Source organism: Indiicoccus explosivorum (assembly GCF_002167005.1).
In the GTDB taxonomy this organism is placed as follows: Bacteria; Bacillota; Bacilli; order Bacillales_A; family Planococcaceae; genus Indiicoccus; species Indiicoccus explosivorum.
The window spans coordinates 19060-36935 of sequence record NZ_NHTN01000060.1 but is presented as its reverse complement, the minus strand read 5'-3'; the positions used below and the strand labels follow the sequence as shown (position 1 = coordinate 36935).

Genomic DNA, 17876 nt, shown 5'->3' with positions numbered 1-17876 from the left:
AGCTAAAATCCCTTCCAAACATTATAGAAGCCATCCTCGAAATCATTTGATTTCACTGAGGATGGCTTCTTTTGCAGATAGCTGCCGTATAAAACCGGAATCCCTGTTGCAGCATTCCGTCAGCTGTCCCGGACCACGACATGCCGTGGCTGGCCGTCCCGATCAATAGGATCCGCAAGTATTTATGCCGGTTTCGCAAGTAACAACCAAGCATTTGCAAGTATCGCCCTAAAGACGGCGGGACCCGGCAGCCGAATCCTTTTTCTCAAGTGGGGCGGACCGCATTTTGCCGGAACAGGTTTAAACCGAAATCCCGCGACAGATGCTTCAGCGCTTCCATGCCGGCTGTGCTGTTGCCGCCGCTGTTCAGGGCGGGGCCGAACAGGCCGATGCCCATGCTGCCGGTCGCTGTGCCGAGAATCCCGCCTCCGATGCCGCTTTTCGCCGGAATGCCCGCCTGGACGGCCATCTTTCCGGAATCATTGTATAAACCGGACGTCAGCATCACCGCTTTCATCATACTGACCTGTTCCGGATCGATCAAAGGTTCACTGTCGGGTTTCAGCCTGCCGTCCCGCGCGAAAAAGGCGCCGAGCCGCGCAAGTTCGACCGCGTTGATCTCGATCGACAGCCCCCGAAAATACAGATCCAGCGATTCTTCCACTTTGCCATATTCGATGACGCTCATGCTTTCCAGAAAATAAGCGAGCGCCCGGGATTTCGATCCGTCCCGTTTCGCTTCTTCATAAGCCGCTTCGCTCATGGCGAGTTTCGGATTGCCGGTGATCCGTTTAAGAAGATCCAGCGTCCGGCTGAACCGCTCCTTTCCGCTCGTGCCGGAAATCATGGCGGTCACCGCGATCGCGCCTTCATCGATGAACGGATTATATGGTTTGCGCCCGTCCGTCTCCATCAGGCCATGGACCGCATCGTACATCCGGCTTGTCGGTTCCATGCCGACCTGCTTGAAAACGGCATCCGCCCCGGCGTCATCGAGGGCCATCATCAGATTAACCAGTTTGGAAATGCTCTGCAGTGTGAACCGGTGTTCCGCGGCCCCTGCCTGATATTCTTTGCCATCAGCTGTGCAGATGGCGACGCCGAAACTCCCTTCGACCGACTTGTTGACGCCGGGCACCGTTTCCCGGATGCGGCCGTCGGCGGAGAAAGGCTTGCATTTCAAGACGAGTGTTTCCAAGTAGTCGTTCGTCAATTTTTCTGTCATTCCGTCCCCTCCCGCAATAGCTGTTAACTAACCTTACCCTTCGCCGGGAACGGGTGAAACAGATGGACGAAATCGTTGTGGAGAATATGTCGTTTGAAAAAGCGTCCGAACGGTATGAGAAGAAATCCAAGGCGCTTGCAGACCGTCAGCGGCTCCGAGTCACGCATGAAATTGTGAAGCGGGATTCCGTCGGGGGCTTGATGGAAGTGATGGATATGACGCAGTCCAAGCTGCCGCATCACTTGAAGGTTCTGATGGACCTGGGACTGCTGAGTGAAGAAATGGAGGAGTAGAGAAAGGTTCCCCGGTATGGAAAAACGACAGGATGTCATTCCTTGATTGAACTTAAATAAGCTCTGAATTATAATCTTAATAAGGAGCTGATCATCGTGTATCGAACTGTAAATGTTAAAATGTGCTCTATTTCTGAAGCAAAACGGAAGTTCTCGAAACTGGTAAAAGAAGCAGGTGACACAGGAGAACCTACTTTTATTTTCAACCATAACAGGCCGGAAGCTGTGATTCTGAGCAACGATGCCTATGAGACAATGGTAAGGAAGTACGAAGCGATGGAAGAAGAACTTTTCTACAGCCGGTTAAACCTCCGGGTCGAAGAAGGGCCGGGCGAATTGATCCCCGCGGAACAGGTGACAGGCAGTCAGCACAATCCCTTCCGGCAACTGACAGACGAGGAACTGTTCGACTGATGGCGGAAGTTGTTTTTTGGCGGGAAGCTGAAAAAGATTACCGCCAGCTGGACGGCAGTCTGCAGCAGTGGACAGATGCGGCTGTCGAAAGATTGCAATTGCGCGGTTCGGAAATCGGAAAGCCGCTGCGGAATAATTCTTATTCGAAGCTGTCCGGGTTCAAAGAACTTAAAAATCATAAGCTGGGTATTCGGCTCATCTTCAAACCAGTGGCCGGAGGAGCAGTGGAAATCATTGAAATTGCTGCGATTGGATCCCGTGAAGATGGGAAAGTATTCAAGGAAATAGAAAAAAGACGGCGGGACCGGTAAGTTCCGCCGTCTTTCTATTCTTTGTATCGTCCTTAGAGGCACTCTGGAAAGAAAAATCCAGTTAAGACAAAATCCAGACAGTGCACCTTTAGGGCTGCCGGCTTTCCGTTGGTTCACTCCGCAGTGCTTTAACGAGCGACCAAGCCATAAATAGCAAGATAACGGCGAACGGAAGCGCCACGATGACAGCGGCAGCCTGCAAGGCGTTCAGTCCTCCGCTTAACAGCAGGGTGGCCGCGATGCCGATAATCGCCACTCCCCAGATTGCCTGGATTTTTTTGGCCGGATGCAGCGTCCCTTTTGCCGACAGCACGCCGAGTACGTATGTGGCACTGACAGCGGATGTGATAAAGAATATACCGATTAGCACGAGCGACAGCAGACTGAGCACAAAGCCAAGCGGCAAGTGCTCCAGAAGCGCGAACAAGGCCAACTCCGGATGCCCTTCAGTCAGGCTGGCGATGTCTGCAGCGCCGCTCTTTTCAAGCCGGATGGCGGTTCCGCCGAACACGACGAACCACAGGCCGCCGAGAAGCGCCGGCAAAATCAATGCGCCGAAAATGTATTCCCGGATCGTCCGGCCTTTGGAGACGCGGGCAATGAACATACCGACGAACGGAGCCCAAGAGATGAGCCAGCCCCAGTAAAACAGTGTCCATTCCGCTTGCCAGTCGGTATTGCGGAACGGATACATCTCTAGGCTCATATAAGCGAAGTCTTCGATATAGCTGCCCAGTGCCACGAAGAAGTCCTCGATCAGCGACACCGTCGGACCGAGGATGAATACAGCAAGCATGAGAAGCGCGGCAAGACCGAGATTGACGTTGCTCAAAACGCGCATTCCTTTGTCGATTCCGGCGAATACGACGCCGAGGAAGAGCACGCCGACCGTACCGGCGATGATCAGCTGCACTGTGACGTTGTTCGGAGTACCGAACACCCGGCTTAGGCCGCCGCTCAGTTGCATGGCGCTGAATCCGAATGTCGTCGCGATTCCGATGGCGGTCGCCACAGTGGCGATTATGTTGATGGCCATGCCGCTGGTGCCGCCTGCCCGTTTACCGATCAGCGGGTAAAAAGCCGAGCTGATTTGGCTCGGGCGATCTTTGCGGAATTCGAAATAGGCGATCGCCATGCCGACAATCGCATAGATAGCCCAAGGTGTGATGCCCCAATGGAAAAAGCTGTACTTCAGCGCGGCCTGAGCCGCTTCCGCAGTCCGCGGTTCCACGCCGGGCGGCGGATTAACGTAATGATCGATCGGTTCCGCCGTTCCCCAAAAGACGAGTCCGACACCCATGGCCGCTGCAAACAGCATGCCGATCCAGGAGATGAACGAATACTCCGGTTTGCTGTCATCGTCTCCCAGTTTGATATGCCGGTATTTTCCAAATGCGAGGTACAGGCATAGAATGACAAAGAGCGCCGTCGTCATTACATAAAACCAGCCGAGTTCTTCCGTTATCCAATGGAGCCCGGCTGTCGTGACCCGGCTGAACTGATCCGTAGCAAAAACGCCCCATAGAACGACAGTCGCGATAATGAGAAGAGAAATGTAAAACACTTTTCCCGGTTTCATGCGCTTTTTCTTTTCCATGGCAGGACCCCCTTTTCGTTAAAGGCTCTATTACTAGGGTAACCCATCCGCGGAATCATAAACAAAACCCCTGCTTCCGCCTCTGCACGGCAGAGCGGGATAGGGTGTGTAATCGGCAAAATATAAGAACTTCCCTTCAGCGGGTCAGCTGTCCCGGACCACGACATGCCGTGGCTGGTCAGCAGGCAGTTGCAGCGCTTCCCGGAGAAAATCCGGTTTCAGCGGGAAATCGGCCAGCTCATGGACAGGCACCCACTGGTAAATGAGCCGCTCGCCTTCCGGTCCGTGAAAAGGTTCGCCGCCAAACAATGACGTATCGTCATTTTCCACTTCGTAATAAAACCCGATTTCATGGAACTTCTTTCCGTCGAATGTAAAAAAGTTCTCCGTGGAGAAGAGAAGACGTGATGCCCGGATGTCCGTCCCGAGCTCTTCCTGAAATTCGCGTACAAGACTGGCAGCGGAATCCTCGCCGATCTGCACCCGGCCGCCCGGAAGCGACCACTGTTCTTGGTCGTTCACATCGCGATGGACAAGGATGTGCCCGTTATGTATCCAAATTCCGACGACCCGGTAGTTAAAGACCGCATGTTCCATTTTGAAGACTGCGTCCATGTTCGACTCCTCCTGTTCTGTAAGAAAATTCATTTTACCACATTTGTTTCTGATATGATGGAAAGGAAAAAGAGGTGCGCGATGAAAGAACTGCAGGGGTTTTCCGACCGGCTGATGCGGGAGCTCGGCTGGGAAATAAACGAAGAAAATTTTGATAAGAGCCGGACGTCGATTCTCGGCACCTATATGCTGCTGATGACTGAAATCGGAGAAGTGGGAGAAGAGTTCCGGCGGCTGTTCACGTTGGTCGACGGCCACGTTTCCAAAGGATGCGGGCAGGAAGAAGCGTTCCGCCGGGCGATGGCGGAAGTCAAAATGGATCTTGGAAAAGAGCTGGCGGATTGTCTTGCCTATATCACGAAATTCGCCAACTTTTTTGATATTGATTTGGAAGAGAGCTTTTATTCGAAAATGGAAGAAGTCAGGAACCGGCGGAAACAGGAAGCGTGAGAAAGGCGAAACGGGCACTTAACGGAATACAAACCGTAATACGAAAATGGAAAGAGAGAAGGCTGCCCAACAATTGAGGCAGCCTCTTTTTGATTCTGAATGAAGGTGGGTTCACCGGGATACCCGATGGCAAGGGCGGTTTTTTGCCGTCTCCCTATTCATGGAGAAATCATATAAATTTCTTTAAATAGTCGTCGAAAATTTTGTGCATCACTTTAGGAGTGTTTTCTAAGTAAATGTCTATTTGCTCATGGTTCGATTCGAACTTATCCGAATTACTTTCTTCTTTTGGAAAATCGGATATCCCTTTTACGATGATGCACTCCACATCGTTCTTCTTACAGATATACGCGATGGCACCGGCTTCAGTATCGGCTATTATTATTTCGTTTTCTTTGAGTTCTAAATAGTCTTTCCACATAACGACCGCTTTATCAGCGGTGCCGATTGTGCCGGTATGGAAATCATTTTCATACTTCGATAGATCAATATCGACTACAAAAGACTGCTTGATGAAAGGCTCTATCTCTTTTACGGTGCAATCATACTGAACGGCTCGATCAGGCACCAAAATATCCAGCAGATTGAATCGGTCATCTATTCCGGCGCATGTTCCGGCAACAATGACTTTCGTTAAATGAAACTTGGAAATCATATACTGATTGCCGCCGACGCCATTTACTTTTCTGACGCCGGTGCTATAAAAAATCAGCTCACGACCGTTGATTGTCTTCATAAAATATTCCCCGTAAGGATAAGTGAAGCGTTCGTTAGCTTTCACACGGAAGTAATCCAGTGACGCTTCGAATTCCCACTTCGTCGCTATACTAATTCCAATCATAGACTAATCACCTGTTTCGTAAAATAAATGACCGTTATTCAGGCAAACATTTAAACCGGTTCTTCCGGAATCGGAGTGCTGGAGTTTTGCAGCATCCTATTTTGCATACTGCGCCTGCGAGCGTAGCCGTGCAATTCAACAGGAAAGGCGGATAAGTGTAGACGGTTCTGACTTTCATTTTTTTAGCCGGCCCATCATGACCGTATCGTAATAGTCCCCGTCGGCCAGCCGCTTATTGTCTTTCAAAACGCCTTCCGTCTCGAAGCCATACCGTTCGTAGAGCCGGATAGCCTTCTCGTTCGTGGCGAGGACGGATAATGCGATTTTATGGATGCCGTTCGAATCCGCCCAGGCGATGGATTCAGCGAGCAGGTTTTTGCCGATGCCGTATCCCCAAGCTTCCCTCAGCACGCCGACCCCGAACGTCACCCGGTGGGCGAGCCGCTGCAGTTCCGAGCCTTCGCAGCGCGCGAAACCGAGCAGGCCGGTTTCCGCTTCCGCCACGAGGAACAGATTCGTCGGCAGCGCGCTGTCCCGTTCGATGACTTCGCGAAAAGCGGCCGGATCCAAATGGGCTTCTCCCGGCACCCGGTCCAGGTTCTCCGTTTCGCCGTCTATTCTGAGACGCAGCGCCGACAATTCCGCGGCGTCTTCAGGCGCGGCAGAACGGATTACATAACGCAGGTCTTTTTCAATAAACGATTGTTTCCCGATCAGCACCGGCATCACCCGTTTCGTTTGTTTTATTGGCACAGAAGTCAATTCAGTTTAGCAGAAGACGGTGGGGGGAGGAAGAAAAATCCGGCAGGCGCGCCGCCGGCTGTTCCGTTTAAGCGGATCAGGCGGCGGGAAATAACACAAAGGAAGATAATACGGGCGGCTGCGCCAGTCCGTGAAAGGAGCGTTCTATTCATGAAAGCAGTTGTGATAGATCGATACGGAGGAAAAGAAGAACTGAAAGAACGGCAGATCGACCGCCCGAAAATCAAAGCGGATCAGGTCCTGCTGGAAGTATATGCGACATCGGTCAATCCGATCGACTGGAAGCTGCGGGAAGGCTACTTGCAGGAAAAGCTCCCGTTCGAATTCCCGATTGTCCTCGGATGGGATGCGGCCGGCATCATCGCAGAAACCGGTGCGGATGTGACCGGCTTCAAAGCGGGGGACCGGGTATTCGCGAGACCGGCCACCACCCGCCAGGGGACGTATGCCGAGTACACGGCAGTCGATGCGGATTTGCTGGCGCGCATGCCGGAAAAGATGACGTTTGAAGAAGCGGCAGCCATTCCGCTGACAGGTCTGACGGCCTGGCAATGCCTTGTCGAATTCGCGGCTATCCAAGAAGGGGATAAGGTGCTGATCCATGCCGGAGCCGGCGGGGTCGGAAACTTTGCCATTCAGCTGGCTAAAAGTTTCGGCGCATATGTCGCCACGACAGCGAGCAAGGAAAATGAGGAATTTGTGAAATCCCTCGGAGCCGACCGCTTCATTGATTACCAGAACGAAGCGTTCGAAGAGGTTCTGGAAGACTATGATATCGTCCTCGATACCATCGGCGGTGACGTGCTCGATAAGAGCTATCGTGTGCTGAAGAAGGGCGGACGGCTCGTATCGGTTGCCGGGCAGCCGTCGGAGGAAGACGCACAGAAACACGGCGTGAAAGCAGGCTTTGTGTGGCTTGAACCGGACGGGAAACAGCTGCAGAAACTGGCGGATCTGTACGAAGCCGGCGAACTGGAACCGGTGATCGGCGAGACGTTCGAACTGAGTGAACAGGGCGTCAGAGAAGCGCACGCGCTGAGCGAAACGCACCATGCAAAAGGCAAAATCGTCTTGAGGGTCAAATCGTGACGGCTGGCTGCAGCTCAATAAATGGCATACAGTGCCGCCGGCCAGATGGTAACGTTTTGATTTAGCGGATATAAAAACGGATTATCGCGGATAAATCCAAAATAACGCGGATAAATCCAGAATATCGCGGATAAATCCAAAATAACGCGGATAAATCCGAAATAACGCGGATAAATCTAAAATAACGCGGATAAACAGCAAAAACCTCCGGACATCCCGGAGGTTTTTTCAAATTTATTCCATTATTCGCCGAGCAGTTTCGCTTCGAGGTCATCGAGCATCAGGTTGGCCGCTTTGACGCCGCCAGCTGTGTTCCAGATCGTGTCGCTCACTTCGTACGCATTGCCGGCTTTGACCGCTTCGAGGTTCTGCCAGAGCGGGTCGTTGATCCATTCGTCTTCGACTTCCTGGCCGCCGCCTTCAGCAGGTTCGTACGTGAAGTAGAAGATGACGTCGCCGTCCATTTCAGGTACGCGTTCTTTCGTTACGCCTTTTGCCGCGAAGTCATTCACGTCCTGCGATGCGGGACGGGCGAGGCCGATTTCATCGAGAATGATGCCGGAGAAGGAATCTTTATGGTAAATCCGGACGTCATCCGGCATGAAGCGTACCATGGAGACTTTCGTGTCCAGTTTGCCGGCTTCTTCGAGCTGTGCGCTCAGTTCAGCGACGCGCTCTTCATAGGCGGCAAGCACTTCTGCGCCTTCTTCTTTCTTATTGACTGCTTCCGCGATCAGTTCGTAGTTCACTTTCCAGTCGCCGCGGAGCGTTTCTTCGAATACAGTCGGAGCGATGGCGCTGAGCGCTTCGTAATGCTCTTCCTGACGCATTTTGTTGCCGATGATCAAATCGGGTTCGAGGGCGGCGATCGCTTCAAGCGAGATTTCGCTTTCCGTGCCGACGACTTCGACACCTTCCATTTCTTCCGCAATGTGGTCATACCAAGGGTCGCCTGTCCACGACTGGACCGCTCCGACCGGCGTGATGCCGAGTGACAGCAGAGCTTCCGTTCCATGGTTCGTCAGGATGACGATTTTTTCGGGTGTCCCTTCGATGGTTGTGGAGCCCATGGCGTGTTCAACGGTATACGAAGATTCGCTCTTCGTGTCAGCAGGCGTAGCGGCGGCTTCTTCTTCGGCGCCGCATCCGGCGAGTGCGAGGACGAGTGCGGCCAGCAGGACGAGCAGGTAGATCGGCTGTTTCAACATGGGGTGGTGCCTCCTTAAGATGATTGATAATGATTTTCATTCACAAGTAGAATGATAATGGCTCTCAATACGGAAGTCAACAACATTCGGAAAAAAGTCGACTTAACATGACAGATGCCCCCGGTTTTATTGACAATGATTATCAGTTGCATTAATGTGGACAGTAGAAAATGAAGTTTTCGGACAGGGAAGGCAGGTACCATGATCCAGACAACTCCTCTCAGAATAGGCGGACTTGCGGCCGGTCTTTTGCTCATGCTTCTGCTCGTATGGGCGAGCATCGTGTTCGGGCTGACTGACATCACGACCCGTATGGTGGTCGATTCGGTGTACCGGTTCGATTCGTCCAATGAACATATCATCATCCGGGATGCCCGCATCCCGCGCGCGCTCATTGCCGCCGCTGTCGGCGCGAGCCTGGCGGTGGCCGGGGCGATCATGCAGGGGCTTACGAAAAACCCGTTGGCGTCACCGAGCATTTTCGGCATCAACGCCGGCGCGAGTTTCTTCGTCGTTCTCGGCATTTCGTTTTTCGGCACGGCTTCCTTGAATGCCTTTACTTGGCTCGCCTTCACAGGAGCAGCGCTCGCCGCGGTCATCGTCTACACATGCGGCTCCATGGGCCGCGACGGCCTGACGCCGGTGAAGCTGACGCTTGCCGGGGCGGCCATCGCCGCGCTGTTCTCATCGATGACCCAGGGGATTCTCACGCTGGACGAACGGGCACTGGATCAGGTGCTGTTCTGGCTCGCCGGTTCGGTCCAGGGGCGGGAACTCGAACTGCTCATCGCTGTCCTGCCGTATTTGCTGGGCGGCCTCGTATTCGCCCTATTCATGGGCAAGCAGATGAACGTGCTGCAGATGGGGGAAGACCTCGCGACCGGTCTCGGGCAGAAGACGATCCTTGTCAAACTGACCGGAGCGGCCGTCGTCGTGCTGCTGGCCGGCAGCTCCGTAGCGATTGCCGGGCCGATCGGCTTCATCGGCATCATCATCCCGCACATCGCCCGCTGGCTTGTCGGCATCGACTACCGGTGGGTCATTCCGTACAGCGCGCTGCTCGGCGCCATGCTGCTGCTGGCGGCTGACATCAGCGCCCGCTACATCATCATGCCGGCGGAAGTGCCGGTCGGCGTCATGACGGCCGCCATCGGTGCCCCGTTCTTTGTCTGGATCGCCAGAAGGGGGATCAGCGAATGAGCCGCCATGTCGTCATAAGAGCGGGCAAAGCCTCGTTCCTCATGAATAAAAAATCGATCTGGATCCTTACCGGGCTGACGCTCCTCACCGTTGCGCTCATCATCGTGAGCCTTGGGATCGGCCAGCTCGCGATTTCACCGGTCAACGTGGTGCAGGCAGTGTTCGGTGCCGGCACGGACATGGAAAATCTCGTCGTCCGGTCGTTCCGGATGCCGCGGATCCTGCTGGCTGTCTTTGCGGGTGCGGGACTGGCGATGTCGGGTGCCATTCTGCAGGGCATCATCCGCAACCCGCTCGCGTCACCCGATATCATCGGCATCACGGCGGGCGCGTCGTTCACGACGGTGGCGTTCCTGGCCTTGTTCAGCGACCGGAGCAACACGCTGACGGTCAGTATCCACTGGATGCCGCTCGCCTCGTTCATCGGCGCCGTCGCCATGGGCTTTCTCGTCTACTTCCTGTCGTGGAAGCGGGGCGGGATCGCCCCAGTCCGGCTCGTGCTGATCGGCGTCGGGCTGTCGGCCGCCATGCAGGCGATGACGACGATGATGATGGTGCTCGGGCCGATCTTCACCGCCTCACGGGCGAATGTCTGGATTACAGGCAGTGTCAACGGGACGAACTGGACGGAAGTGCTGACCGTCATTCCGTGGATTTTCGGACTGACCGCCATCCTGTTCTTTTATGCGAGGCGCCTCAATGTGCAGGAACTCGGGGAAGACCTGGCGGTGAACGCCGGCGCTCTCGTGCAGAAAGACCGCTTCGTGCTCCTGTTCCTCAGCAGTGCGCTTGCGGGAGGCGCGGTCGCTTTCGCCGGCGGCATCGGATTTGTCGGGCTGATGGCGCCGCATATCGCCCGTCAGCTGGTCGGTTCCTCGTTCGGCGCGCTCATTCCGGTGTCGGCGCTCATCGGCGGCATGATCGTACTCGTCGCGGATCTCATCGCACGTACGGCATTCGCGCCGCTGGAAATTCCGGCCGGCGTGTTCACCGCCGCAATCGGGGCACCGTATTTTATTTACCTGCTGTACCGTTCAAGGAATAAATGATGGAAAGACGATAAAGACGGACCGAAAGGGGAATCTCGCATGGAAGCATTATCGGCACGGGAACTGACGCTGGGCTACGGGGAAGGGACGATCATCGAAGGACTGGACCTGAAAATACCGAAAGGGGAAATTACGGTATTCATCGGCAGCAACGGCTGCGGAAAATCGACACTGCTCCGTTCCATGGCCCGCCTCCTGAAGCCGGAGGGCGGCGCAGTCGTCCTGGACGGCCAGGACATTTCGAAAATGGCGACGAAGAAAATCGCGCGGAAGCTGGCGATTTTGCCGCAGTCCTCGACCGCACCGGAAGGGCTGACCGTCCTGCAGCTCGTCAAGCAGGGCCGCTACCCGCACCAGAGCTGGCTGCAGCAGTGGTCGAAAGCGGACGAAAAAGCAGTGGACGATGCGCTCGAGGCGACCGGGATGAAGCCGTATGCCGACCGCAAAGTCGATTCCCTTTCAGGCGGCCAGCGCCAGCGCGCGTGGATCGCCATGACGCTCGCCCAGGATACGGACATCATCCTCCTCGATGAACCGACGACGTATCTCGATATGACCCATCAGATCGACATCCTCGATCTGCTGTACGAGCTGAATCAGACGGAGCAGCGCACGATCGTCATGGTGCTCCATGACTTGAACCTCGCGTGCCGCTACGCCGATCATATTGTTGCCATCCATGACAAGAAAGTGTTCCGGCAGGGCGACCCGGAGACGATCATCACGCCGGAACTGGTCCATTCGGTGTTCGGGCTCCGCTGCCAGGTGGCATGCGACCCGTTTTCGGGAACCCCGATGTGCATCCCGTTCAGCAAAGGGAAGCGGATGAAAGGCGGACTGCGGCGTGCGGAAGCTGCAAGCGGCTGAGGACCTGTCCGTCCTGCTCCGGGATTTCCGGGTCGTGGAGGCGGCGGAAGGGGAACGGATCTCCCTCGGCCGGTTTTCGGATCCGGATTTTCTCGGGTCATTCCTCGAAACGGTCGGTCCGGCGCTCCAGACGGACGAAGCGCGGGTGGCCGGTTCGCAGCTTGTAAAACGGCTCGGGTATTTACTGACGTTGCCGGCATTGTTCGCTGCCGCATCGGCGGACAAACTGATTCCGGTCCGGACCGGCTTTCTTGTGCCGGCCGAGGAGGACGGCAAGTGGCTTCCGAAGCTGCTCTTGCCTGAACCGGCAGCGGCTGACCGGATCAACGACGACCAATTCCGCGCCTACACGTGGGATTTGTTCGCGGGGCTCGCGCCGATTGTCCGGGCTGTCTCGGAAGCGGCGAACGTGCCGCGGCCGGTGCTATGGGAGAATATCGCGATTTACGTCTACTGGCTGTATGAAAAGAAACTGGCGGACTGCAGCCAGGCAGCCGCCGACTTCCAGTGGCTGCTCCACGGGCTGCCGGGTGAAGCGTTCGGGGAACGGCGAAACCCGCTGAAGACCTTTTACCGGGAAAAACCGGAAGGGGAAGTGCGCACACGAAAAACATGCTGTTTTTATTATGAAGGGGCGGGCTGCGGTTCTTACTGCGGGACGTGCCCGAAGAAGTGAAGCCTTCCGGAGCGGGAGGCTTTTTGCTGTTAAGGGGGAAGTGGCTTTTTGAAAGCATCAATGCCTGAGAAAAGTCGGTTTGGTCGCCCACACCGAAACATTCAATAACACTCAACTATGACAGAGGTTACTTTACAAAGAAATAATTTCGTAATACAATGTATTACGAAGAACTGAAGGAGGTTTTACCATGGCTACTATTTCCTTGCGTGTAAATGACCGTGACAGCAAACTCATCCGTGATTACGCTAAAATGAAGAAGACCTCCGTCTCCGATTTAATGCGGAACGCCACCATTGAAAAAATCGAAGACGAGATTGATCTGGAAAATTTCGATCGCGCACTTGCCAGTATGGAAAGAACCCATTCTTTGGATGATGTAAAAAAAGAATTGGGCTTATAACGAGAAATGTACGATGTTCATTTTTCAGATGTTGCTTTGAAGAAATTAAAAAAGATGGACCGGTACCAGTCGTCTCTCCTGATTGGCTGGATCGAGAAAAACCTGCAAGGTTCCAGCGATCCGCGGACGTTTGGAAAAGCTCTGGTGGCGAATCACAAGGGCAAATGGCGTTACCGTGTCGGTGATTACCGCATCCTGGCTCTGATCGAAGACGAAAAAATCATTATCACCATAATTGATATCGGACATCGGAAAGATATTTATGGATAAGCAAAGCAGGTACCTGTTCCCATTAAGGCAGTACCTGTTTTTTATCATTTTCGGCGAGAAGACGCCCACTTCAAAGACATTCAGTCCAGACCGGCTTTTTTCGGAAGCTGGCACCTTTTCCGGGATTCTTCTGCTATAATGTTGGAAAAATCAAGGGAGAAGGGAGCGGTAAGATGGAGGTCGTTTCAGCTTTATCGTTTTTGGGTGCGGCAGTGGTGCTGACGCTCATGCCAGGTCCGGACAACTTGTTCGTCCTCGGCCAAAGTATCGCGCAGAATAAACTGGCGGGAATCGCGACGGCGTTCGGTCTCTGCACCGGTCTCCTGGTCCACATCGCAGCCGCGGCGGCGGGCATTTCCGCCCTCGTCTATCAATCGGCGGCCGCTTTCATGATTGTGAAGTATGCCGGTGCCGCTTATCTGCTTTATCTGGCTTACCAGTCGTTCCGGGCGCGCGGGGGCGGTTTCGAATTGAAGACGGACCGCATGCTTGACTACCGGACGCTGTACAGACGGGGCATCATCATGAATCTCCTGAATCCGAAAGTTTCACTGTTCTTTCTTGCCTTGTTCCCGCAGTTCATCGACTACGGTGCCGGCAGTGTGAGCGGCCAGATGCTCGGCTATGGATTCATTTTCCTCATCCAGGCACTGATCATTTTCTCGCTGATCAGCGTATTTGCGGGAGAAGTGGGGCGCTTCCTCCGGAAAAGTCCGGCCATTTCCCGGAAACTGAACGTCGTACAGGGGGCGCTTTTCACACTGATCGGCCTTAGCATCGCTTTCGGGGAAAAATAAGCAAATGCGGAGGCATTTCCTGCAAACAGGACAGGGAGGCGGCAATATGAAAAAGGAAATCAGCGGCAACACACTCGAACTGATGACCGGTGACATTACGAAGCAGGAGACGGAAGCGATTGTCAATGCCGCGAACGGCACGCTGCTCGGCGGAGGCGGCGTCGATGGCGCCATTCACCGGGCTGCGGGCCCCGGACTGCTTGAAGAATGCAAAAACATCCGCCGGGAGCAGCTCGGAGGCGAAAAGCTGCCGACCGGAAAAGCGGTCATCACGGAAGGATACCGGCTGCCGGCGAATTTTGTGATCCACACGGTCGGGCCCGTCTGGAGCGGAAAAGAGGGGAAGAAGGAGCAGCTTGCCGACTGCTACCGCAACTCGCTGCAGCTGGCGTCCGACCGCGGAATCCGCAGCATTTCATTCCCGTCCATCTCGACCGGCATTTACCGTTTTCCGATCGAGCTGGCGGCTGACACCGCTCTCCGGACGATCAGCGCTTTTCTGGAAACCCGCGATTTCGGCAACGTAGTGATGACACTGTTCTCGGAAAAGGACTATCTGGTTTACGAAAACGCCCTGAAAAAAATCGGGAATGACTGAAAACGAAAAGTATAGGTTCACGGAAGCGGCTGCCTGATGAAGGCGGCTTTTTTCATTTTTTATTCCGGGATATCGGCGGCGGATTCGGGTACATAAAGTATAACTTACCTGCATGAAAGGGGCTTCGCACTTATGGGAAATGATCTGCCACGAAGCGGCCTGACCGCCGTCATCACCGGAGCATCGAGCGGCATCGGCCGGGGCACTGCAGAAATGCTGGCGGCGCAAGGGGCGAACGTCGTCCTCGCGGCACGCCGGACGGATGTGATCGACAAGCTGGCGCAAAGGTTCGGGCCGAACGCGCTTGCCGTCACCACAGATGTCAGCAAAGAACAGGACATGGAGGATTTGTTCAATAAAACCATCGCCGCCTTCGGGAAGATCGATGTGTGGATCAACAACGCCGGAGCCGGCGTGTTCGGCTCCTTCACGGAAGCGCCGCTGCGCGATCACCTCCGCACGTTTGAAACGAATCTCTTGGGAGAAATGTACGGAAGCCGCCTCGCGCTCCGGCAGTTCAAGGAACAGGGGTACGGCACGCTCATCAACGTCGTCTCGTTCGCCAGCAAGACCGCCATCCCGTTCGCGGCCGCTTACACCGGATCGAAGCAGGCGATCGCCGGGCTGACAGCCGGACTGTTTCAGGAAATGAAACTGGAAAAGCAAGAAGGCATCCGCATCTGCATGGTGCACCCGTGGCTCACGGATACGCCGTGGACCGCGCATGCCGCCAACTATACCGGACATGAAATCAGCATGGGACCGATGGATGATCCGGAAAAAGTCGTTGAAGCGATCATCGGGCTGATCGATGACCCGGAAGAAAGCGTGGAAGTCGGCACAAAAGTGGAAGGCGTTACCGTGGGCGGCAGCCTGATGCCGGGTCTGACCGCAAAACTCACCGGTAAAAACATGCTGGAAATGGAGCAGGACGCCCCGCCGGCAGCCCACACGTCCGGCAACCTGCATGAACCGGTGGCGGAAGGGACAGGGGTTTCCGGCGGCAATCGGGAACGGATGAACCGGGAAAAGCGGCAGGAATAAGACTGGAGGGGCACGTCATGTCAAACAGCAGTTTTCGGACCGGACTGACAGCCGTCATCACCGGTGCGTCGAGCGGATTCGGGAAAGGAATCGCTTTGCAGCTCGCGGAAGAAGGGGCGAACGTCGTGCTGGCTGCGAGGCGGACGCAGCTGATTGGGAAAATGGCCGCGGAAATCGGGCCGACCGCGCTGGCCGTGACGACCGATGTCAGTCAGGAAAAGGAAGTGGAGCATCTGATGGAAGCGGCTGCCGCCGAATTCGGACGGGTTGATGTGTGGGTCAATAATGCCGGCCTTGGCGCGCTCGGGTCATTCACTGACATCCCGCTCCGCGATCAGACCCGGATGGTGGAGACGAACCTCATTGGCATGATGATCGGAAGCCGCTGCGCGCTTCGCCATTTTAAAGAGAAGGGAAGCGGCACGCTCATCAACATGTCTTCCTTCGTCAGCCGGGTGCCGCTGCCGTTCGGCGCTGTCTACAGCGCGACGAAACGCGGAATCGACGGGCTGACTGCGGGACTCCGGCAGGAGATGAAACTGGAAGGGTACGACGGAATCCATATCGGTCTGGTCCACCCATGGGCTGCGGATACGCCGTGGACCGTGCACACGGGGAATTACACCGGACATGAGATCGATGTATGGCCGATGGACGACCCGAAGTCTGTGATCGATGCTGTGATCGGGTTTATTGACGGCCCGGAGGGGGACGTGGAAGTCGGAATCAAATCGAAAGGGGCGGTCGCCGGCCACAGTCTTATTCCGGGTTTCACCGACAGAATGACCGGCCGGATCCTTTGGGACATGATCCAGGCGGCGCCGCCTGCGGAACACACATCCGGCAGCCTTCATGAGCCTTCTGCAGAAGGCACAGGCGTTTACGGCGACAGCCGGGACAAGAAGCGGAAGGATGACGCGGGCAAGAAGAACGAATAGAAGGAGGCAGCAGGATGGCAGACAAAAAATCTCGCGAGGGGCTGACCGTCGTCATCGCCGGCGCTTCGAGCGGTATCGGCCGGGGAGTGACGGAACAGCTGGCACAAGTAGGGGCAAACGTTGTCTTCGCCGCCCGGCGGACGGAAGTGATCGAAGAGATGGCGGCCGCGCTCGGTCCGGATGCAGTTGCCGTGACAGCGGACGTCAGCCGGGAAGAAGACGTGCAGCGGCTTTATGACACGGCCATGGACAAGTTCGGCAAAATCGACGTCTGGATCAACAACGCGGCAATCGGGCTGATCGGCCCTTACACCGAAGTGCCGGCAGAAGATATGCGCCGGGTCGTTGAAATCAATGTGTTCGGTATGGTGATCGGCAGCCATTTCGCTCTCCGGCAGTTCAAGGAACAGGGATACGGAACGCTGATCAACACCGGATCGATCGCCAGCAAAATCCCGTTTCCGTATTATATGCCATACAGCGCGACAAAATTCGCGGTGACCGGACTGACGGAAGCGCTGCATGAAGAGGTCGCGCTTGAAGGCTATGACGACATCCATGTATGCACGATCCATCCGTGGGCGACCGATACGCCGTGGTTTATTCATACCGGCAACTATACGGGCCACCGGGCACAGCTGAAGCCGATGGACGGGCCGGAAGTGGTGGTCGACGCCTTGATCGGACTCATCGATAAGCCGCAGAAGAGCGTGGAAGTGGAGACGAAAGTGGAAGGGGCGATCCTGTCACACCGGTTCCTGCCGAAATCGACAGAAACACTGAACGCGAAATACATCCAGCAGCTGATCGAACGGGCGCCGCCTGCCGGTCCGACTTCCGGTGCGCTGCATGAGCCGATGGTGGAAGGGACCGGCGTTTCAGGCGGAATCCGGGAAATGATGGAGGAAGAAGATAAGTGAAGCGGTTTTTATGAAGAGGGCGGCAGAGCCGACCCTCTTTTTAAGGCTGACGAAAGTATATAATGCCGTTATGGGTTGAGCCACACGTTCCTGATGTTTTGTTCAGATCCAATGATGAAAAGATCGGTCTTCAAATCGTTGTAAAACAAGGGGACGCAATGAAGTCAGTCCAAAAGATGAAAAAACGGTTGCTTCCATCAAAGCTAGTGGGGATGGACTAAGCTGGTACCGCATGTTACGAGATGTCGATGAAGAGAGCTGACTCCTGCGCGGATGATGCAACTTCCATTTGCCGATGCGCGTCTTTCA

At 55.1% G+C, this 17876-nt stretch carries 22 protein-coding genes; 16 read left to right on the top strand and 6 right to left on the bottom strand.

Annotation, left to right across the window (positions count from 1 at the left end; genetic code table 11):
• Positions 1-265 precede the first annotated feature (265 nt).
• On the bottom strand, positions 266-1225 hold the full coding sequence (glsA, locus tag CCE92_RS14235) for a glutaminase A (protein ID WP_088009107.1): 960 nt from the start codon (positions 1223-1225) through the stop codon (positions 266-268).
• Between the two features lie 62 nt (positions 1226-1287).
• Here glsA and CCE92_RS14230 point away from each other — a divergent pair, with 62 nt between their 5' ends.
• The 3 genes from CCE92_RS14230 (at position 1288) to CCE92_RS14220 (ending at position 2243) form a co-directional block, all read left to right on the top strand.
• A complete protein-coding gene (locus tag CCE92_RS14230; protein WP_088009105.1) occupies positions 1288-1518 on the top strand; it encodes an ArsR/SmtB family transcription factor in 231 nt (76 codons plus the stop codon).
• 96 nt (positions 1519-1614) lie between these two features.
• Positions 1615-1932: a type II toxin-antitoxin system Phd/YefM family antitoxin gene (locus tag CCE92_RS14225; protein WP_144391035.1), complete on the top strand. Its 318-nt coding sequence runs from the start codon at positions 1615-1617 to the stop codon at positions 1930-1932.
• Positions 1932-2243, top strand: coding sequence for a type II toxin-antitoxin system RelE family toxin (locus CCE92_RS14220; protein ID WP_088009101.1), 312 nt, complete (start codon positions 1932-1934; stop codon positions 2241-2243). The genes CCE92_RS14225 and CCE92_RS14220 overlap by 1 nt, the downstream gene beginning before the upstream one ends.
• 88 nt (positions 2244-2331) lie before the next feature.
• Here CCE92_RS14220 and CCE92_RS14215 read toward each other — a convergent pair whose 3' ends face one another.
• Positions 2332-3840 carry a BCCT family transporter gene (locus CCE92_RS14215; protein ID WP_088009099.1) on the bottom strand — a complete coding sequence of 503 codons (1509 nt, stop codon included), beginning with the start codon at positions 3838-3840 and terminating at the stop codon, positions 2332-2334.
• Between the two features lie 144 nt (positions 3841-3984).
• Positions 3985-4455, bottom strand: coding sequence for an NUDIX hydrolase (locus CCE92_RS14210; protein WP_088009097.1), 471 nt, complete (start codon positions 4453-4455; stop codon positions 3985-3987).
• 81 nt (positions 4456-4536) lie between these two features.
• On the opposite strand from CCE92_RS14210, the gene CCE92_RS14205 reads away from it, so the two are divergent.
• A complete protein-coding gene (locus CCE92_RS14205; RefSeq protein ID WP_088009095.1) occupies positions 4537-4905 on the top strand; it encodes a MazG nucleotide pyrophosphohydrolase domain-containing protein in 369 nt (122 codons plus the stop codon).
• A gap of 169 nt (positions 4906-5074) precedes the next feature.
• On the opposite strand, the gene CCE92_RS14200 is transcribed toward CCE92_RS14205, so the two are convergent.
• Both CCE92_RS14200 and CCE92_RS14195 read right to left on the bottom strand, forming a co-directional pair.
• Positions 5075-5746: a 5'-methylthioadenosine/S-adenosylhomocysteine nucleosidase family protein gene (locus CCE92_RS14200; protein WP_088009093.1), complete on the bottom strand. Its 672-nt coding sequence runs from the start codon at positions 5744-5746 to the stop codon at positions 5075-5077.
• A 174-nt stretch (positions 5747-5920) separates the two neighbouring features.
• Positions 5921-6466, bottom strand: a complete 546-nt coding sequence (locus tag CCE92_RS14195) for a GNAT family N-acetyltransferase (RefSeq protein ID WP_175578107.1) — start codon at positions 6464-6466, stop codon at positions 5921-5923.
• A 192-nt stretch (positions 6467-6658) separates the two neighbouring features.
• On the opposite strand from CCE92_RS14195, the gene CCE92_RS14190 reads away from it, so the two are divergent.
• The gene (locus CCE92_RS14190) at positions 6659-7597 is read left to right on the top strand and encodes an NADP-dependent oxidoreductase (protein ID WP_088009089.1); all 939 of its coding nucleotides are present in this window, start codon (positions 6659-6661) and stop codon (positions 7595-7597) included.
• A gap of 242 nt (positions 7598-7839) precedes the next feature.
• Here CCE92_RS14190 and CCE92_RS14185 read toward each other — a convergent pair whose 3' ends face one another.
• The gene (locus CCE92_RS14185) at positions 7840-8805 is read right to left on the bottom strand and encodes an ABC transporter substrate-binding protein (RefSeq protein ID WP_088009088.1); all 966 of its coding nucleotides are present in this window, start codon (positions 8803-8805) and stop codon (positions 7840-7842) included.
• Positions 8806-9006: 201 nt separating this feature from the next.
• Between CCE92_RS14185 and CCE92_RS14175 the strand changes: the two genes are divergently transcribed.
• The 11 genes from CCE92_RS14175 to CCE92_RS14125 all read left to right on the top strand — a co-directional run bounded on the left by CCE92_RS14175 (position 9007) and on the right by CCE92_RS14125 (position 17567).
• On the top strand, positions 9007-10005 hold the full coding sequence (locus tag CCE92_RS14175; protein ID WP_088009084.1) for a FecCD family ABC transporter permease: 999 nt from the start codon (positions 9007-9009) through the stop codon (positions 10003-10005).
• A complete protein-coding gene (locus CCE92_RS14170) occupies positions 10002-11054 on the top strand; it encodes a FecCD family ABC transporter permease (protein WP_088009082.1) in 1053 nt (350 codons plus the stop codon). Before CCE92_RS14175 ends, CCE92_RS14170 begins: the two co-directional genes overlap by 4 nt.
• 39 nt (positions 11055-11093) lie before the next feature.
• Positions 11094-11921 carry an ABC transporter ATP-binding protein gene (locus CCE92_RS14165; protein ID WP_088009080.1) on the top strand — a complete coding sequence of 276 codons (828 nt, stop codon included), beginning with the start codon at positions 11094-11096 and terminating at the stop codon, positions 11919-11921.
• Positions 11899-12597 carry a (2Fe-2S)-binding protein gene (locus CCE92_RS14160; RefSeq protein WP_088009078.1) on the top strand — a complete coding sequence of 233 codons (699 nt, stop codon included), beginning with the start codon at positions 11899-11901 and terminating at the stop codon, positions 12595-12597. Before CCE92_RS14165 ends, CCE92_RS14160 begins: the two co-directional genes overlap by 23 nt.
• 190 nt (positions 12598-12787) lie before the next feature.
• Positions 12788-13000 carry a type II toxin-antitoxin system RelB family antitoxin gene (gene relB / locus CCE92_RS14155; RefSeq protein ID WP_088009075.1) on the top strand — a complete coding sequence of 71 codons (213 nt, stop codon included), beginning with the start codon at positions 12788-12790 and terminating at the stop codon, positions 12998-13000.
• A 6-nt stretch (positions 13001-13006) separates the two neighbouring features.
• Positions 13007-13270: a type II toxin-antitoxin system RelE family toxin gene (locus CCE92_RS14150; protein WP_088009072.1), complete on the top strand. Its 264-nt coding sequence runs from the start codon at positions 13007-13009 to the stop codon at positions 13268-13270.
• Positions 13271-13443: 173 nt separating this feature from the next.
• Entirely contained in the window at positions 13444-14067 is a 624-nt protein-coding gene (locus CCE92_RS14145; RefSeq protein ID WP_088009069.1) for a LysE family translocator, read from the top strand.
• Positions 14068-14113: 46 nt separating this feature from the next.
• Entirely contained in the window at positions 14114-14665 is a 552-nt protein-coding gene (locus CCE92_RS14140; RefSeq protein ID WP_088009066.1) for an O-acetyl-ADP-ribose deacetylase, read from the top strand.
• A 132-nt stretch (positions 14666-14797) separates the two neighbouring features.
• Positions 14798-15709, top strand: a complete 912-nt coding sequence (locus tag CCE92_RS14135) for an SDR family NAD(P)-dependent oxidoreductase (RefSeq protein ID WP_088009063.1) — start codon at positions 14798-14800, stop codon at positions 15707-15709.
• A gap of 17 nt (positions 15710-15726) precedes the next feature.
• Positions 15727-16647 carry an SDR family NAD(P)-dependent oxidoreductase gene (locus CCE92_RS14130; RefSeq protein ID WP_088009060.1) on the top strand — a complete coding sequence of 307 codons (921 nt, stop codon included), beginning with the start codon at positions 15727-15729 and terminating at the stop codon, positions 16645-16647.
• A gap of 14 nt (positions 16648-16661) precedes the next feature.
• A complete protein-coding gene (locus tag CCE92_RS14125; protein WP_088009058.1) occupies positions 16662-17567 on the top strand; it encodes an SDR family NAD(P)-dependent oxidoreductase in 906 nt (301 codons plus the stop codon).
• Positions 17568-17876 lie beyond the last annotated feature (309 nt).

What these genes read in the sequence shown, in the direction of transcription:
- glsA (WP_088009107.1), bottom strand. Translation starts at nt 1,225, where the DNA reads ATGACAGAAAAATTGACGAACGACTACTTGGAAACACTCGTCTTGAAA.
- CCE92_RS14230 (WP_088009105.1), top strand. Translation starts at nt 1,288, where the DNA reads ATGGACGAAATCGTTGTGGAGAATATGTCGTTTGAAAAAGCGTCCGAA.
- CCE92_RS14220 (WP_088009101.1), top strand. Translation starts at nt 1,932, where the DNA reads ATGGCGGAAGTTGTTTTTTGGCGGGAAGCTGAAAAAGATTACCGCCAG.
- CCE92_RS14215 (WP_088009099.1), bottom strand. Translation starts at nt 3,840, where the DNA reads ATGGAAAAGAAAAAGCGCATGAAACCGGGAAAAGTGTTTTACATTTCT.
- CCE92_RS14210 (WP_088009097.1), bottom strand. Translation starts at nt 4,455, where the DNA reads ATGGACGCAGTCTTCAAAATGGAACATGCGGTCTTTAACTACCGGGTC.
- CCE92_RS14205 (WP_088009095.1), top strand. Translation starts at nt 4,537, where the DNA reads ATGAAAGAACTGCAGGGGTTTTCCGACCGGCTGATGCGGGAGCTCGGC.
- CCE92_RS14200 (WP_088009093.1), bottom strand. Translation starts at nt 5,746, where the DNA reads ATGATTGGAATTAGTATAGCGACGAAGTGGGAATTCGAAGCGTCACTG.
- CCE92_RS14190 (WP_088009089.1), top strand. Translation starts at nt 6,659, where the DNA reads ATGAAAGCAGTTGTGATAGATCGATACGGAGGAAAAGAAGAACTGAAA.
- CCE92_RS14185 (WP_088009088.1), bottom strand. Translation starts at nt 8,805, where the DNA reads ATGTTGAAACAGCCGATCTACCTGCTCGTCCTGCTGGCCGCACTCGTC.
- CCE92_RS14175 (WP_088009084.1), top strand. Translation starts at nt 9,007, where the DNA reads ATGATCCAGACAACTCCTCTCAGAATAGGCGGACTTGCGGCCGGTCTT.
- CCE92_RS14170 (WP_088009082.1), top strand. Translation starts at nt 10,002, where the DNA reads ATGAGCCGCCATGTCGTCATAAGAGCGGGCAAAGCCTCGTTCCTCATG.
- CCE92_RS14165 (WP_088009080.1), top strand. Translation starts at nt 11,094, where the DNA reads ATGGAAGCATTATCGGCACGGGAACTGACGCTGGGCTACGGGGAAGGG.
- relB (WP_088009075.1), top strand. Translation starts at nt 12,788, where the DNA reads ATGGCTACTATTTCCTTGCGTGTAAATGACCGTGACAGCAAACTCATC.
- CCE92_RS14150 (WP_088009072.1), top strand. Translation starts at nt 13,007, where the DNA reads ATGTACGATGTTCATTTTTCAGATGTTGCTTTGAAGAAATTAAAAAAG.
- CCE92_RS14145 (WP_088009069.1), top strand. Translation starts at nt 13,444, where the DNA reads ATGGAGGTCGTTTCAGCTTTATCGTTTTTGGGTGCGGCAGTGGTGCTG.
- CCE92_RS14140 (WP_088009066.1), top strand. Translation starts at nt 14,114, where the DNA reads ATGAAAAAGGAAATCAGCGGCAACACACTCGAACTGATGACCGGTGAC.
- CCE92_RS14135 (WP_088009063.1), top strand. Translation starts at nt 14,798, where the DNA reads ATGGGAAATGATCTGCCACGAAGCGGCCTGACCGCCGTCATCACCGGA.
- CCE92_RS14130 (WP_088009060.1), top strand. Translation starts at nt 15,727, where the DNA reads ATGTCAAACAGCAGTTTTCGGACCGGACTGACAGCCGTCATCACCGGT.
- CCE92_RS14125 (WP_088009058.1), top strand. Translation starts at nt 16,662, where the DNA reads ATGGCAGACAAAAAATCTCGCGAGGGGCTGACCGTCGTCATCGCCGGC.